Genomic DNA, 12820 nt, shown 5'->3' with positions numbered 1-12820 from the left:
GCTCATGCAAGGATCCCAACATGATCGGCGGCATTGCCTGGATCGCGGCCGCGGTGGCCAGCCTCGCCGCAGGTGCCTTCCTGGTTTGCCCCGCCGGAGAATGCCGCACGCTCGCCTTCGACGAGGCCGCCCTCGTGCTGGCTCAGGGCTGGCAAGCACGATGGCTCGATGCCGGCTTTGCTGCGCTCACCTGGCTGGGTTCGCTGTATGTCCTGATTCCGCTGTCGCTGCTGCTCGCCTGGCGGACGCGGGCGCCATGGCGCGGCTACCTGCCGCTGGCGGTGGTCGGAGCGGCCGTGCTGGCGCATGCGGCCAAGCTGATCGTCCTGCGGCCGCGCCCGGATCTCTATCCCGCGCTCGCCGACATGCCGGCTGATGCCAGCTTTCCGAGCGCCCACGCCATGCAGGCGGCGGCCTTCGTCGTCGCCTGGTTGTGGCGTCCGGGCGCCAGCCCCGGCATCGGCGCGTTGCTGGCCGCCGCCAGCCTGGCGCTTCTGGTTTCCTTCTCGCGCATTCACCTGCAGGTGCATTTTCCCAGCGACGTCGTTTTCGGCGCAGCGGCCGGTATCTGCTGGGCGATGGCGCTGCGGAGTCTGTTTCTTCGCAGGGCGGCCCTGACATGAGGCACAAGTTCCTCGGCATCGGCGAGCCGGGCTACCACCCCGTGCGCAAGCTGCGCACCATCGTCTCCGGCCTGCGCTACGCCATCCTCTACGACTGGTCGGTCACCTACAAGCTGGTGCTGTCGGCCTTTGTCCTCGCCGGCGCCTTCGCATTGCGCGCCTGGGTGGACTTCCTGCTCATCCTCGTCGCTACGGCCTTCGTCGTCTTCGCCGAGATCGTCAACAGCGCCATCGAGGCGCTGTGCGATTTCGTCGAGGAGCGCCACAACGAGAAGATCAAGGTCATCAAGGACATGGCGGCCGCCGCCGTCGGCATCGCGATGTTCGCCTGGCTGGCGGTGATCGTCGTCGAGCTGGCGCGCTATTTCCAGCGCTAGGCGGCGACCAGCCGCCGCAGGCCGCGCATCAGGCAGCCGACGGCGGGCAGCTTCATGTAGAGCTCCTCGGCGGCGTCCCAGTAGTCGCGGTGGTAGGTGACCTTGCCGGCGGCGTCGAAGCGCAGATGGCTGACGCCGCGCAGGACCTGGTCGCCGCCGCCGGCCAGGCGCCGGCTGCGGAAATGGAAGGTCCACACCAGCACGGCGCCGTTGTCGGCGACGATGCGCTCCTCGACACGGAAGCGCGGCGCCTCCACCTGGCCGAACATGTGGCCGAAGATGCGTTTGATCGCCGGCAGGCCGCGCACCTCGTTGAAGGGATCCTTGAACCAGGCGTCTTCGGCGTAGAACGCGCCGAAGCGCGCGATGTCCGCTGACGAGAGGTTTTCGTAGAAAGCGATCAGTTCGTCGAGTTGCGCCATCTCACGCTCCCGTGAATCGCTTGACGAGGGGGAAGTAGAGGCGGTGCGGCAGCAGACGAAGCAGCTTGAGCACGCAGGTGAAGCGCTTCGGGAAATGGATCTCGAAGGCATCCGTGGCGAAGCCGCGCAGGATTTCGCGCGCCGCCTCCTGCGGGGTGATCAGCGCCGGCATGGCAAAGTCGTTCTGCACGGTGAGCGGCGTGGCGACGAAGCCGGGGTTGATCACGCGCACGCCGACGCCGCGCGGAGCGAGGTCGAGCCAGAGCGTCTCGGCGAAGTTGATCAGCGCCGCCTTGGTCGGGCCGTACACCAGCGCCTTGGGCAGGCCGCGGTAGCCGGCGACGCTGGAGACGAAGGCGAGCTGGCCGGTGCCCTGCTTGAGCAGCAGCGGCGCCAGCGCCGCGGCGAAGGCCATGGCGCCGGAGAGGTTCACCGCGATCATGCGCGCCGCCGCCGCCGCGTCGTAGTTCCAGGCGCGCATCGGCACGTAGTCGCCCGCCAGGTAGATCGCGACATCGACGCCGCCCCAGTCGGCGGCGAGCCGGTCGCGCGCGCGGGCCGTCGCCTCCCCGTCGGTGGCGTCGCAGGGCAGCGCCAGGGCCTGCGGCAGTTCGCCGGCGAGCGCCGCGATGCGCTCGGTGCGCCGCGCCGAGAGGGCCACCTGCGCGCCGGCCGCAGCCAGCGCGCGCGCCAGCGCCTCGCCGATGCCGCTGGAGGCGCCCATCAGCCAGACGCGTTGGCCCCGCCAGTCGCGGATCGGCGCGTTCATCGCTTGCGGAAAGAGAGCGTCACTTCGCCGAGACGGAAGCCCCATTTCGACATGACGGAGCGGTTGAGCATCACCTGCTCGTCCATGAGGAACATCCAGTCGTCGAAGTCGACGTGCCAGGTCCTGCCGTCCACCGGCAGCGCCAGCACGTAGCGCCAGCGCAGGGCGTTGCCGGCCGCCTCGCCGACGGCCGTGCCGATGACGTCGTCGGCGCGGCCGCTGTAGCGTCCCCCGGCCTCGCGCACGATGGTCCACACGCGGCGAGAGGTGCTGCCGTCGGACCAGGCGAATCTTTCATCGAGCGTGCCGGTGTCGCCCTGCCAGCTGGCCTCGATGACGACGTGGAAGCGCTTCACCACCTCGCCCGAGCGGTCCTGGAACATGCCCCAGCCGTCGAGCGTGCCGTTGAAGTAGCGGGCGAGGTCGAGTTGCGGCTGCTCGGCGCGGTATTTCTCCACCGGCACGCCGGCGCAGCCGGTCAGCCCGAGGGCGAAGGCGAGGGCGTACAGGGTCTTCATGGCGATTCCTCCAGGGTGTGGCGCCAGCGCCAGGCGAGCGCGGCGGAGACGAGCTTGAAGCCGACCGGCAGCAGGCAATACACGGCGGCCAGCGCCGCCGTGCCGCCGGCCTCGCTCGGGCGGTAACCGAGCCAGGCGAGCAGCGGCAGGCCGATGCCGGCGGCGAGCGCAAGATTCAGTTTGGTGGCCAGGCCCCACCAGCCGAAGTAGCCGCCGGCGCGTACGCCGGTTCGCTCGCGCTCGGCCAGGTCGGCGAGCAGCGCCGGCGGAAAGGCGAGGTCGGCGCCGAGGGCAAGGCCCGACAGCAGGCAGATGGCGGCGAAGGCAGCGACGTCGCCGGCGCCCAAGCCGTAGGCCCAGACGAAGGCCAGCGAGGACAGCGCCATGCCGACGATCCAGGCGCGCACGCGGCCGATCTTCCGCGCCAGCGTCACCCAGGCGGGCAGGCCGGCCGCGCCGGCAACGAAATAGAGGGCGAGGAAGGCGCCGCCCCAGGCTTCCGCCTGCAGCACGTCGGCGACGAAGAACAGCACCAGGGTGGCCGGCAGCGCGGCGGCGATGCCGCTGGCGAGGTAGACCGCGAGCAGGCGCCGGAAGGCGGCGTCGCCGAGCGCGGCGAGCGGCGGCGCGGCATTCTGCGTTCTGGCCTCGAGCCGCGGCGGGCGCGGCGCGCCGAGCAAAGTCAGTCCCGCCAGCACGGCGAGCGTGGCGACGAAGACCCAGGCCAGGCGCGACAGCCCGCTCGCGGCATCGGCGGCGAGCAGGCCGGGCAGCACCGCGGCGATGACGACGCCGAGCAGGCCGAAGCCCTCGCGGCTGGCAGTGAGCAGGGTGCGCTCGCGCGCGTCGCGGCCGAGTTCGGCGCCCCAGGCCTGCAGGGCGATGGTGGCCAGGCTGTAGCCGAAGTAGGTGAGGGCGAGCGCGCCGGCGAGCCACGGCAATGCGTGCGCCGCGGGCGGATGCATGAGCGCCAACATGCCCAGCGCCAGGCAGGGCAGCGCCAGCAGGATCATGCCGCGCCGCGCCTGGCGCCGGTCGCCCCACCAGCCGATGAGCGGATCGAGTCCGGCGTCGAGCAGGCGCGCGGCGAGCAGGACGGCGCCGAGCAGGGTGAGGTCGATGCCGACCGACTCGGCGTAGAAGCGCGGCACATGCACGTACACCGGCAGCGCCGCCATCGCCAGCGGCAGGCCGAGCGCGCCGTAGGCGAGCCAGTGGCGCGGCGCGAGTGCGGTGTTCACTCCGGCGGCCCCTGCAGCAGGGCGCTGCGCACGGCCGGTGCGCGCGTGCGCGGATCGAGCCAGATGTCGAAGAAGCGTTGCGCGAACTCGGCGTCGGCGATGTCGCCGAGCAGCCGCTCGCGGAAGTAGAAGCGCGTTCCGCCGGACGGCAGGTGGATGCCGGTGAGGGTGTCGCCCGGCGCGACGTCGGGAAACAGCGCGCGCATCGCCGCGCCCCAGCGCGCCAGCGCCGCTTCGTCGGCGCCGAGGCGGCGCATCTCCTCCTCGCTGGCGCGGACGATGCGCTCGCCGGGGATGGCGCGCCGGTATTCCAGCACCAGGGCGAGCGGCGGCCGGGGTTCCGCCGGCGCTTCGCCCGCCACCCACAGCGTGGCGCGGTAGAGCTTGAAGCCGAGCCAGCTCATCTCGCCGCTGCCCCAGCGCCGCCAGTCGGTTTCGGCGCGCACCGCCTCGGGCAGCGCCTGCGCCGGCGCGGCGAGCAGCATGAGTAGGAGCAGCCAGGGCCTCATCGCGCGCGCGCCAGCTCGAACTGCACGACGTCGGTGGAGCCGGCGGCAAAGCCGGCCTCGCAGTAGGCGAGGTAGAAGCGCCAGAGGCGGCGGAAGCGCTCGTCGAAGCCGAGGCGGGCGATCTGCGGCCAGGCCGCCTCGAAGCTGCGCGCCCACTCGGCCAGGGTGCGCGCGTAGTCGCGGCCGAAGGCGAAGGCCTCGCGCACCTCCAGTCCGGCCTTGTTCGCCTGTTTCGTGAAGGCGGCGGCGGACGGCAGCATGCCGCCGGGAAAGACCATCTGCTGGATGAAATCGGTGCCCCTGCGGTAGCGCGCGAAGAGGTCGTCGCGGATGGTGATGACCTGCGCCACGGCGCGACCGCCCGGCGCCAGGTTGCGCGCCACCGCATCGAACCAGGCCGGCCACCAGCGCTCGCCCACCGCCTCGAACATCTCCACCGAGACGATGTGGTCGTAGCGGCCGGCGAGGTCGCGGTAGTCGGTGAGCGAGAGCCGCACGCGCTCGCCGAGGCCGGCGCGCGCCATGCGCTCGCCCGCATAGGCGAGCTGGGACGGCGAGAGCGTGATGCCGTGCACTTCCAGCCCGTCGCGCGCCGCCAATTCGGCGAAGCCGCCCCAGCCGCAGCCGATCTCGAGCACGCGCTGGCCGGGCCGCGCGGCCAATTTTGCGAGGATGCGGCGGTTCTTCGCGTCCTGCGCGTCCTGCAGCGGCCGCTGCGGTTCGTTCGCATAGAGCGCCGAGGAGTAGCTCATGCTCGGGTCGAGCCAGAGGCGGTAGAAGTCGTTGCCGAGGTCGTAGTGGGCCAGGATGTTGCGCTTCGCGCCGGCGCGCGTGTTGGCGTTGAACAGGTGGCGCAGGCGCGCGCCGGCGAGTGCCCAGGCGCTGCCGTAGAGGGCGCGCGCGATGACATTGCGGTTCTCCGCCAGCAGGGTGAGCAGGGCGGCCGGGTCGGGCGAGGTCCAGCGGCCGTCGATCCAGGCCTCGGCCAGGCCGATGTCGCCGCGCGCCAGCACTTCGTCGAAGACGCCCCAGTCGGCGACGTCCATTGAAGCCTGCCGTGGCCCCTCGCCGCAGCGCTGGCGCAGCCCGCCCGGCAAAGTCAGTTCCAGCGCGCCGCCGCGCAGTCCATCGAGCAGGCGCAGCGCTGCCCGCGCGCGGCGCGGCAGCGCGGTGTTCGGCAGGTCGAGTGTCAGGGTTTCGTTCATCGCGTCGTCTCCTCGAGCGGGGGTTCGGGTTTGCGGAAGAAGGGCACGCGCTTCAGCCACAGCCGCAGCGCCTGCCAGTGGATGCGCGCCATCACGCCCAGCGTCATCCACGGATAGCCGAAGAAGGCGCGCATGAGGCGCGCGCCGGTGAGCGGCGCGGCGCGGCCGGAAATCGCCGTGTGCAGCAGGTCGCCGGCGGCATCGGCGAGGTCCACGCGCGCCAGGCGGCGCGGGTCGTCGAGGCGGGCGCGGAAGCGGAAGCGGTAGACGCCGTCGAGCGCCATGAAGGGCGAGACGTGGAAAACCTTTCGCGCCGCCAGCGTCTCGTCCTCGCCGATCGGGCGGCCGTCGGCATGGGCGACGAGGTAGTTGTGGCGCTCGCCGAAGGTGTTGTTCACCTCGGCCAGTACGGCGAGGAGGCGGCCTTCGCGGTCGTGGCAGTACCAGAAGCTGACCGGGTTGAAGACATAGCCCAGCATGCGCGGAAAGCACTGCAGCCAGATCTCGCCGTCGGCGGCGATGCCCTCGCGCGCCAGCAGCGCACGGATCCAGGGCAGCGGATGAGAGCCGTCGCGCGCGCCGTGGTCGGCGTAGCGGAAGGAGAACAGGTTGGGCCGGTTCAACGAGAAAAAGGGCGCCGCGGCTTCGTCCAGCCGGTCGAGCGGCAGCAGCAGGCCGAACACCGGATAGACGAAGCGGTGCTGCGCCGGCCGCAGCCGGCGGTGCATCACCGTGCCGAAGAGGATTTTCGCCGAGCTCATGCCGCCTTGCCCAGCTTGCCGTGCCAGGGCGCGCGGCAGCCGAAGGCGCCGGCCACGGCGAGCCCGGAGCGCAGGCCGTCCTCGTGGAAGCCGTAGCCGCTCCAGGCGCCGCAAAACCAGACCCGGTCGCGCCCCGAGAGGGCGGGCAGCTCGTGCTGGGCGGCGATGGCCGGGCCGTCGAAGATCGGGTGCGCGTAGGTGAACGAAGCGAGCGTCTTGTCCTGCGCCGGCGCCCGCTGCGGATTGAGCGTCACCACCACCGGATGGCGGAAGGGCAGCGGCTGCAGGCGGTTGATGAGGTAGGACACCGACACCGGGCCGGCCTCGGCGCCTTCACGGCGCGACAGGTAGTTCCAGGCCGACCAGAGGCCGCGGTCGCGCGGCAGCAGCGCGGCATCGGTGTGCAGCACGGCGTGGTTGGGCTGGTAGCGGATGGCCGAGAGCACGCGCCGCTCGTCCGGGCTGGCGTCCTCGTCGAGGATGTCCAGCGCCTGGTCGCTGTGGCAGGCGAGCACGACGTGGTCGAATTCCTCCGTCTCGCGGTCGTGCGCCAGCAGCAGGCCGCGCGGCGTGCGGAAGACGCGCCGCACCGGCGTGCCGAGGCGAATGTCCTCGATGCCTGAAGCGAGCTTGCTGACGTACTCGCGCGCGCCGCCCTTCACGGTGCGCCACAGCGGCCTGTCGAAGACCTGCAGCAGGCCGTGGTTGTGGCTGAAGCGCACGAAGGTGGCGAGCGGGTGATCGAGCATGCGGCCGGCCGGGCAGGACCAGATCGCCGCCGCCATGGGCAGCAGGTACCAGTCGCGGAAGGCGCGCGAGTAGCCGCCGGCGTCGAGGAAGGCGCGCAGCGTCAGTGACTCGTCGGCCTCGCGCTGCAGCCAGTCCACGCTCTCCCGGTTGAAGCGCAGGATGTCGGACAGCATGCGCCAGAACTCCGGCCGCACCAGGTTGCGCTTCTGGCCGAACACCGTGGACAGGCTGGAGCCGGCCCATTCGAGCCGCGGCGCCTCGAGGCTGACGGCGAAGGACATCTCGCTCTCGACGCTGTCCACGCCGAGATGCGCGAACAGTGTCGTGAGGTTGGGGTAGGTCTTGTGGTTGAAGACGAGGAAGCCGGTGTCGACCGGATGGGTGACGCCGTCGAGCGTGACGTCGACGGTGTTGCTGTGGCCGCCCAGGCGCGGCGCCGCCTCGTACAGCGTGACGGCGTGGCGCTGCGCCAGCAGCCAGGCAGCGGAGAGGCCCGAGATGCCCGCGCCGACGACGGCGATGCGCTTGCGCCGGGAAATCATTCCGCCTCCCCGTTGCTGCCGCTGATCTCGGCGTAGGCCGAGTGGTTGTGGATGGATTCGAAGTTCTCCGACTTGACGGTCCATGCGGCGACGCGCGGCTCGCGCTTCAGGCGCAGGGCGATGTCGCGCACCAGGTCCTCGACGAACTTCGGGTTGTCGTAGGCGCGTTCGGTGACCCACTTCTCGTCCGGGCGCTTGAGCAGGCCGAACACCTCGCAGGAGGCTTCCTCCTCGGCCAGGCGCAGCAGTTCGTCGGGCGACATCGGTTCGCGCAGGCGCACGGCCAGCGTGATGTGCGAGCGCTGGTTGTGGGCGCCGTAGTCGGAGATCTTCTTCGAGCATGGGCACAGGCTCGTCACCGGCGCCACCACTTCCATGTGCAGCTCGGCGGCGCGGCCCGGGCGCTTTTCCGCGCGCAGGCGGACGTCGTAGTCGAGCAGGCTCTCGACGCCGGAGACCGGCGCCTCCTTGGAGACGAAGTAGGGGAAGGCCAGCTCGATCTCGCCGCTGTCGGCCTCGAGGCGGCGCAGCATCTCGTCGAGCAGGCGCAGCAGGCGTTCCATGGTCAGGGCCGGGCGCTTCTTTTCCAGCAACTCGACGAAGCGCGACATGTGCGTGCCCTTCACTTCGTGCGACAGGCCGACGGCCATGTTGACCTCGGCCACGGTGTGCTGCACCTGGCCACGGCCGTCGAACAGGGCGAGGGGATAGCGCAGGCCCTTGACGCCGACCTTGTCGATCGCCTGCTGGCGATGGTCGGCGCTGGCCTGGATGTCGGGCAGGAAGATTCTTTCGGGTGCGTTCATGCTTGTCTCCATTGCGGTTGGGTCGTCGAAATCATTTGTTCAGCCGGCTACTGTGTCCGGACGCGGTGGCGCTTTGCCGCAGGGCGACGGCACCGCGCCCCGGACGGGGTTGTGATAGAGCAGCATCAGACGGATGCTTTCGCTGTCCTGGACAAAGCTGCAGCCTCTGGGTTCGGCTGCCTGTGGCGCTGACGACGCCTGCTCCATGCCTACAGCCATGAATGCTGCAAATAGCGCGCCGACAAATAGAATGGAGTGAGCCGTTTTCATATGATGTCCTGGACAAACATTGAACTTGTGGCTAATATAGACATCAGATCTTTACTTGTCAAGTAATTGTCCAGGACAAATATGAACAAAACTTTTCTGAGCATCGCGGCCGTGGAGCGTGAAACCGGGCTGGGCAAGGACACCCTGCGCGTCTGGGAGCGCCGCTACGGCTTCCCCCGGCCCGAACGCGACCAGCACGGCGAGCGTGCCTATCCCCTTGAACAGGTGGAGAAACTGCGTCTGATCAAGCGCCTGATGGGGCAGGGCTGGCGTCCCGGAAAGCTGCTGGCGACGGCCGATGAGGACCTGGCCAGCCTGGCCGGGGCGGCCCAGACGCCCGTCGCGGCGGAAGACAAGGGTGCCCTGGCGGCCGGCGTGGTCGAACTGATCCGCAGCCACGACACCCCGGCCCTGGGCAGCGCGCTGCGGCAAGCCCTGCACCGCCAGGGCCTGCAGCAGTTCGTCCTCGAGTCGGTCAGCGCACTCAACCGCGCCGTGGGCGAGGCCTGGATGCGCGGCGAGATACAGGTCTTCGAGGAACATCTGTACACGGAACAGATGCAGGCCCTGCTGCGCCAGGCCATCGCCTCGCTGCCGCCGGGCACGGGACGGCCGCGCGTCCTGCTCACCACGGTGCCCGAGGAGCAGCACGTCCTCGGCATCCTGATGACCGAGGCGCTGCTCACGCTGGAGGGCGCGGCCTGCGTCTCGCTCGGCACGCAGACGCCGCTGGCCGACATCCGCCAGGCGGCGCTGGCGCATCGCGCCGACATCGTCGCCCTGTCGTTCTCGTCGGCGTTCCCGCAGCGTCAGGTGCTGCCGCTGCTGGAGAAGCTGCGCGAGATGCTGCCGCCCGCCATGGAGATCTGGGCCGGCGGCGCCGGCGTCGAGCGGCTCGCCGCACCGGACGGCGTGCGGCTCATCACCGAACTGGCGCAGGCGGTGGAAGCGCTGGCGGTCTGGCGCACCGGCACACCGGCGGCCTGAGCATGGCCCCGCGCCAAGGCGGCGCGCTGGCCTGGCTGCGCCGCGACCTGCGCCTGGACGACAATGCCGCGCTCGGCCATGCGCTGGAGAAACACGAGCGCGTCTTCTGCGCCTTCGTCTTCGACACAGAGATCCTCGACCCACTGGCATCGCGCACCGACCGGCGCGTGGATTTCATCTGGAATTCCGTGCGCGAGCTGCGCGAGCGACTGCGGGAGGCGGGCGGCGACCTGATCGTGCTGCACGGGCGCGCGCGCGATGTGCTGCCCAGGCTGGCGGCCGACCTTGGCGTGGGGGAAGTGGTCGCAGCGGAGGATTACGAGCCGGCGGCGGTGCGCGACGACGAGGTGGCCGAGCGGCTGCGCGCTTCAGGCATCGGCTTCACTGCCGTCAAGGACACGGTGGTCTTCGCCGGGAGCGAGCTGCTCACCCAGGGCGGACGGCCGTTCACGGTGTTCACGCCCTACAAGAATGCCTGGCTGAAGCTGGTCGGCGAGGCGGAACTGGCGCCGCGGCTGGACGAGGCGAATCTGAAGCGCCTGGCGCGGCCGCCGCACGAGACGCACCTGCCTGAGCTGAACGAACTCGGCTTCGCACCGACCGATCTCGCCGCTTCGGGCATCCGGCCGGGCGAGACGGGCGCCCAGGAAACCCTGGCGGCCTTCCTCGGCCGCATCGACGCCTACCACGAGCAGCGCGACTACCCGGCGCTCGATGCCGGCTCGGGACTCGCCATCCACAACCGTTTCGGCACGATCTCCATCCGCCGCCTGGTGCACGCGGCGCGCGAACGCCGCACCGCGGGGGCTGACCTTTGGCTGGCGGAACTGATCTGGCGCGACTTCTTCTTCCAGGTGCTGCACCATCACCCGCGCGCGGCGCGGGAGGCCTTCCGGCCGCAGTTTGCGGACATCCCCTGGCCGAACGACGAAGCCCTGTTTGCGGCCTGGCGAGAGGGGCGCACCGGCTACCCGCTGGTCGATGCCGCCATGCGCCAGCTGAACGCCAGCGGCAACATGCACAACCGGCTGCGCATGGTGGTCGCCTCGTTCCTGGTCAAGGACCTGCTGGTGGACTGGCGCTGGGGCGAGCAGTACTTCGCGGCGAAGCTCAACGACTTCGACCTTGCCGCCAACAACGGCAACTGGCAGTGGGCGGCCTCGACCGGCTGCGACGCCCAGCCTTATTTCCGCATCTTCAATCCCGTCGCGCAGTCGGAGAAGTTCGACAAGCAGGGGGAGTTCATCCGCCGTTACGTGCCGGAACTGGCGAACGTCCCGGTAAAATCCATCCACGCGCCGTGGCGCATGAGTCCGGTCGAGCAGGCCGCCATCGGCTGCGTCATCGGCCGAGACTATCCCGCGCCGGTGGTCGACCACGCCGTCCAGCGCGAACGCGCCCTGGCGCTCTACAGGAAGGCCCGCCCATGAAGACCCGCCACGCCGACGTCGAACCCTACGTCACCAAGGACGGCTCCGAGATCCGCGAACTGATGCACCCCGACCTGCACGGCAGCCGCAACCAGAGCCTGGCCGAGGCCGTCGTGCCGGCCGGTACGCGCACGCTGCTGCATCGTCACCGCGAGACCGAGGAGCTCTACCACGTTACCTCGGGCGAAGGTCTGCTCACGCTCGGCGAGGAAAAGATAAAAGTCAGTCCCGGCGACACGGCGCTGATTTCGCCCGGAACGCCGCACTGCATCGAGGCGACCGGCACGCAGGCGTTGCACATTCTCTGCTGCTGCAGCCCGGCCTACCGGCACGAAGACACTGAAATTCTCGATCAGTCCTGATGCCTTTCGCGCCAGTGGCGCGCCGCGAACACCGTCAGCGTGACGGCGGTGAGGGGGATGACCACGGTTGTCATCGCCGTGCCGAAGGTGTCGAGCAGGTCGTGCTGCTGCGATGCCAGCAGCAGGTAGGCCGTGTAGGCGAAGAAATAGGCCAGGAAGAGCGCGCCTTCCCAGCGCGCGATGACGTGCCCCGTGAAAAAGATCGGCAGGCAGGCCAGCGCGACGCCGATCATCACGAGAAGGTCGAAGTTGAGCATCGCCGGCGGCACCGGCAGGGCGTGCGGCGCCGCCAGGCTGGAGAGGCCGAGCACGCCGAGCAGGTTGAAGGTGTTGCTGCCGATGACGTTGCCGACGGCAATGTCGCGCTCGCCGCGCAGCGTGGCGACGAGCGAGGTGGCCACCTCGGGCATCGAAGTCCCGGCGGCGACGATGGTCAGGCCGATCACCATCTCCGAGAGGCCCAGCGCGCGGGCGAAACTCACCGCCGCATCGACCAGCCAGTTGGCGCCGAGCACCAGCAGCGCCAGTCCGCCGCCGATCAGCGCCAGCTGCACCGCCCAGTGACGATCCCAGGCGCCGGCGGCCGGCGCGGCGAATTCCTGCGCGTATTCGTCCTGCGTCGCCCGGCTCTCCCGTCGGCTCTGCCGGATGAGGAAAACCGTGTAGGCGGCGAGCAGGCCGAACAGCAGGGCGCCGTCGGCGCGGCCGATGCCGCCATCGAGGGCCACTCCGAACACCAGCAGCGAGGCGCCGATCATCAGCGGCACCTCCTGGCGGATCAGCTGCGGCGCCACCAGCAGGGGCGCCACCAGCGCCGAGAGGCCGAGGATGAAGAGCACGTTGAAGATGTTGCTGCCGACCACGTTGCCCAGCGCGATATCCACCTGGCCGCCCCAGGAAGAGCGCACCGACACGGCCATCTCCGGCGCACTGGTGCCGAAGGCGACCACGGTGAGCCCCACCACCAGCGGGGAAATGCCGAACGACAGTGCCAGCTTCGAGGCGCCGCGCACCAGGAGCTGGGCGCCGGCGACCAGCATGGCCAGGCCGAGCACAAACATTGCGATGGTCATTTGGATATCCAGGCTGTTGCGGACGCGGCAGCATAGCCGAATTCGGGCCCGTTCTGAAAAATCGGCCCGTGCGGGGCGCCGGAGCGTCTGGCGGCCTGTAGAATCCGCGCGACAGCGGCAAGGCGCACGGGGCCTGTAGCCATTTTTCCTGACGACATGCAGAAGCGGGCGATCC

The 12820-nt window shown here is 70.1% G+C and carries 15 protein-coding genes; 5 read left to right on the top strand and 10 right to left on the bottom strand.

Annotation, left to right across the window (positions count from 1 at the left end):
* The first annotated feature begins 20 nt into the window (after positions 1–20).
* Together ROZ00_06015 and ROZ00_06010 are read left to right on the top strand one after the other, a co-directional pair.
* Positions 21–623 carry a phosphatase PAP2 family protein gene (locus ROZ00_06015; GenBank protein ID MDT3735759.1) on the top strand — a complete coding sequence of 201 codons (603 nt, stop codon included), beginning with the start codon at positions 21–23 and terminating at the stop codon, positions 621–623.
* On the top strand, positions 620–1000 hold the full coding sequence (locus tag ROZ00_06010; protein ID MDT3735758.1) for a diacylglycerol kinase: 381 nt from the start codon (positions 620–622) through the stop codon (positions 998–1000). The genes ROZ00_06015 and ROZ00_06010 overlap by 4 nt, the downstream gene beginning before the upstream one ends.
* On the opposite strand, the gene ROZ00_06005 is transcribed toward ROZ00_06010, so the two are convergent.
* The 9 genes from ROZ00_06005 to folE2 are packed head-to-tail and all read right to left on the bottom strand — an operon-like array spanning position 997 to position 8523.
* Positions 997–1422 (bottom strand): nuclear transport factor 2 family protein, encoded by a 426-nt coding sequence (locus ROZ00_06005; GenBank protein ID MDT3735757.1) that lies wholly within the window; start codon positions 1420–1422, stop codon positions 997–999. The two genes, ROZ00_06010 and ROZ00_06005, sit on opposite strands and share 4 nt — an antisense overlap.
* Before the next feature lies 1 nt (position 1423).
* The gene (locus ROZ00_06000; protein MDT3735756.1) at positions 1424–2191 is read right to left on the bottom strand and encodes an SDR family NAD(P)-dependent oxidoreductase; all 768 of its coding nucleotides are present in this window, start codon (positions 2189–2191) and stop codon (positions 1424–1426) included.
* Positions 2188–2709 (bottom strand): DUF3833 domain-containing protein, encoded by a 522-nt coding sequence (locus ROZ00_05995; GenBank protein MDT3735755.1) that lies wholly within the window; start codon positions 2707–2709, stop codon positions 2188–2190. Before ROZ00_05995 ends, ROZ00_06000 begins: the two co-directional genes overlap by 4 nt.
* Positions 2706–3950 carry an MFS transporter gene (locus ROZ00_05990; protein MDT3735754.1) on the bottom strand — a complete coding sequence of 415 codons (1245 nt, stop codon included), beginning with the start codon at positions 3948–3950 and terminating at the stop codon, positions 2706–2708. Before ROZ00_05990 ends, ROZ00_05995 begins: the two co-directional genes overlap by 4 nt.
* Positions 3947–4459, bottom strand: a complete 513-nt coding sequence (locus tag ROZ00_05985; protein ID MDT3735753.1) for a chalcone isomerase family protein — start codon at positions 4457–4459, stop codon at positions 3947–3949. The genes ROZ00_05990 and ROZ00_05985 overlap by 4 nt, the downstream gene beginning before the upstream one ends.
* Positions 4456–5664 (bottom strand): cyclopropane-fatty-acyl-phospholipid synthase family protein, encoded by a 1209-nt coding sequence (locus ROZ00_05980; GenBank protein ID MDT3735752.1) that lies wholly within the window; start codon positions 5662–5664, stop codon positions 4456–4458. Before ROZ00_05980 ends, ROZ00_05985 begins: the two co-directional genes overlap by 4 nt.
* Entirely contained in the window at positions 5661–6425 is a 765-nt protein-coding gene (locus ROZ00_05975) for a DUF1365 domain-containing protein (GenBank protein ID MDT3735751.1), read from the bottom strand. Before ROZ00_05975 ends, ROZ00_05980 begins: the two co-directional genes overlap by 4 nt.
* A complete protein-coding gene (locus ROZ00_05970) occupies positions 6422–7717 on the bottom strand; it encodes an FAD-dependent oxidoreductase (protein MDT3735750.1) in 1296 nt (431 codons plus the stop codon). Before ROZ00_05970 ends, ROZ00_05975 begins: the two co-directional genes overlap by 4 nt.
* Positions 7714–8523 (bottom strand): GTP cyclohydrolase FolE2, encoded by an 810-nt coding sequence (gene folE2 / locus ROZ00_05965; protein MDT3735749.1) that lies wholly within the window; start codon positions 8521–8523, stop codon positions 7714–7716. The genes ROZ00_05970 and folE2 overlap by 4 nt, the downstream gene beginning before the upstream one ends.
* A gap of 351 nt (positions 8524–8874) precedes the next feature.
* Between folE2 and ROZ00_05960 the strand changes: the two genes are divergently transcribed.
* From ROZ00_05960 to ROZ00_05950, 3 genes are read left to right on the top strand one after another with little or no spacing between them, the layout of a single operon-like run.
* Positions 8875–9780 carry a MerR family transcriptional regulator gene (locus ROZ00_05960; protein MDT3735748.1) on the top strand — a complete coding sequence of 302 codons (906 nt, stop codon included), beginning with the start codon at positions 8875–8877 and terminating at the stop codon, positions 9778–9780.
* A gap of 2 nt (positions 9781–9782) precedes the next feature.
* Complete coding sequence (locus ROZ00_05955) at positions 9783–11210, top strand: deoxyribodipyrimidine photo-lyase (GenBank protein MDT3735747.1); 1428 nt, start codon at positions 9783–9785, stop codon at positions 11208–11210.
* Positions 11207–11572 (top strand): cupin domain-containing protein, encoded by a 366-nt coding sequence (locus tag ROZ00_05950; protein ID MDT3735746.1) that lies wholly within the window; start codon positions 11207–11209, stop codon positions 11570–11572. The genes ROZ00_05955 and ROZ00_05950 overlap by 4 nt, the downstream gene beginning before the upstream one ends.
* On the opposite strand, the gene ROZ00_05945 is transcribed toward ROZ00_05950, so the two are convergent.
* On the bottom strand, positions 11563–12645 hold the full coding sequence (locus ROZ00_05945; protein ID MDT3735745.1) for a calcium/sodium antiporter: 1083 nt from the start codon (positions 12643–12645) through the stop codon (positions 11563–11565). The two genes, ROZ00_05950 and ROZ00_05945, sit on opposite strands and share 10 nt — an antisense overlap.
* Between the last annotated feature and the right edge of the window lie 175 nt (positions 12646–12820).

Source organism: Denitratisoma sp., assembly GCA_032027165.1.
Classification (GTDB): domain Bacteria; phylum Pseudomonadota; class Gammaproteobacteria; order Burkholderiales; family Rhodocyclaceae; genus Desulfobacillus.
This window is presented reverse-complemented; position numbering and strand designations above follow the sequence as displayed.

Bases quoted from the DNA above. Each gene is read 5' to 3' on its own strand.
- ROZ00_06015 (MDT3735759.1), top strand. From the start codon at position 21: ATGATCGGCGGCATTGCCTGGATCGCGGCCGCGGTGGCCAGCCTCGCC.
- ROZ00_06010 (MDT3735758.1), top strand. From the start codon at position 620: ATGAGGCACAAGTTCCTCGGCATCGGCGAGCCGGGCTACCACCCCGTG.
- ROZ00_06005 (MDT3735757.1), bottom strand. From the start codon at position 1,422: ATGGCGCAACTCGACGAACTGATCGCTTTCTACGAAAACCTCTCGTCA.
- ROZ00_06000 (MDT3735756.1), bottom strand. From the start codon at position 2,191: ATGAACGCGCCGATCCGCGACTGGCGGGGCCAACGCGTCTGGCTGATG.
- ROZ00_05995 (MDT3735755.1), bottom strand. From the start codon at position 2,709: ATGAAGACCCTGTACGCCCTCGCCTTCGCCCTCGGGCTGACCGGCTGC.
- ROZ00_05985 (MDT3735753.1), bottom strand. From the start codon at position 4,459: ATGAGGCCCTGGCTGCTCCTACTCATGCTGCTCGCCGCGCCGGCGCAG.
- ROZ00_05980 (MDT3735752.1), bottom strand. From the start codon at position 5,664: ATGAACGAAACCCTGACACTCGACCTGCCGAACACCGCGCTGCCGCGC.
- ROZ00_05975 (MDT3735751.1), bottom strand. From the start codon at position 6,425: ATGAGCTCGGCGAAAATCCTCTTCGGCACGGTGATGCACCGCCGGCTG.
- ROZ00_05970 (MDT3735750.1), bottom strand. From the start codon at position 7,717: ATGATTTCCCGGCGCAAGCGCATCGCCGTCGTCGGCGCGGGCATCTCG.
- folE2 (MDT3735749.1), bottom strand. From the start codon at position 8,523: ATGAACGCACCCGAAAGAATCTTCCTGCCCGACATCCAGGCCAGCGCC.
- ROZ00_05960 (MDT3735748.1), top strand. From the start codon at position 8,875: ATGAACAAAACTTTTCTGAGCATCGCGGCCGTGGAGCGTGAAACCGGG.
- ROZ00_05955 (MDT3735747.1), top strand. From the start codon at position 9,783: ATGGCCCCGCGCCAAGGCGGCGCGCTGGCCTGGCTGCGCCGCGACCTG.
- ROZ00_05950 (MDT3735746.1), top strand. From the start codon at position 11,207: ATGAAGACCCGCCACGCCGACGTCGAACCCTACGTCACCAAGGACGGC.
- ROZ00_05945 (MDT3735745.1), bottom strand. From the start codon at position 12,645: ATGACCATCGCAATGTTTGTGCTCGGCCTGGCCATGCTGGTCGCCGGC.